At 67.7% G+C, this 1,186-nt stretch carries 1 protein-coding gene and 1 pseudogene; both read left to right on the top strand.

Annotated elements, in window-relative coordinates; translation table 11 throughout:
* Nucleotides 1–963 (top strand): enolase C-terminal domain-like protein (locus tag X803_RS20190; RefSeq protein ID WP_035779144.1); only part of this gene is annotated, 963 nt, incomplete at its 5' end.
* A gap of 26 nt (nucleotides 964–989) precedes the next feature.
* Nucleotides 990–1,186, top strand: a pseudogene (locus tag X803_RS22340) (aldehyde dehydrogenase (NADP(+))); the annotation flags it as partial.

Below are 1,186 nucleotides of genomic sequence, written 5' to 3'. Positions count from 1 at the left end.
GTCAACGCACTCTGGGACGTGCGTGCCCGCCGGGAGAACAAGCCCCTGTGGCAGCTCCTGAGCGAAATGCCCGTCGACGAGGTGGTCAGCGCCGTGGACTTCACCCACCTCGGCAACGCGCTCACACCGCAGGATGCCACGGACATCCTCCAGCGCGGGCAGGAAGGCAAGCAGGAGCGCATCGCCGAACTCCGCCAGCACGGCTACCCCGCATACACCACCACCCCGGGCTGGCTGGGTTACAGCGACGAGAAGCTGGTCCGCCTGTCGAAGGAGGCCGTCGCGGACGGCTTCGGGATGATCAAGCTCAAGGTCGCGGGCAGCATCGAGGACGACCGCCGTCGCCTGTCCCTGGCCCGGGAAGCGGTGGGTCCCGACATCCGCATCGCCATCGACGCCAACCAGCGGTGGGAGGAGCAGGAGGCCATCGACTGGGTCAACCAGCTCCAGGACTTCAACCCGTACTGGATCGAGGAGCCCACCAGCACCGACGACATCCTGGCCCATGCCGCCATCCGCAAGGCCGTCCACCCCATCAAGGTGGCCACCGGTGAGGCGGTCCAGAGCCGGATCATCTTCAAGCAGCTGCTCCAGGCCGGTGCGATCGACATCATGCAGATCGACTCCACCCGCGTGGCCGGCGTCAACGAGAACATCGCAAACCTGATGCTCGCGGCGAAGTTCGACACCCCGGTCTGCCCGCACGCCGGCGGGGTGGGCCTGTGCGAACTGGTCCAGCACTTCTCGTTCTTCGATTACGCGGCCATCACCGGCACCATGGAAGACAGGGTCATCGAGTTTGTCGATCACCTCCATGAGCATTTCGCCGAGCCCGTGGTCGTCACCGGCGGACGCTACCAGGCGCCGAAGCTGCCGGGCGTCGGCGCAGAGATGCTGAGCGAATCCACGGCACGGTGGGCGTTCCCTGCCGGTGCCGGCTGGCAGGAACTGAACGCACGCTGACGCGGAACCGATCCGGAAGGAGCCCCATGACTGCCACCACCCTGACCATTGCCACCACCCGCGAGGAACTGGACCGCGCAGCCCTTGACGCGCATGCTGCGTTCCTCGCGGCGGCGGGCGCCACACCCTCGACCCGCGCGGGCTGGCTCGAGGCCGTCGCCCAGGCGCTGCGGGAAAACGCCGCGGAACTGGTGCGGCTCGGCATGGCTGACACGCACCTCGC

Source organism: Arthrobacter sp. 35/47, from assembly GCF_000520475.1.
GTDB lineage: Bacteria > Actinomycetota > Actinomycetes > Actinomycetales > Micrococcaceae > Arthrobacter_D > Arthrobacter_D subterraneus.
This window is presented reverse-complemented; position numbering and strand designations above follow the sequence as displayed.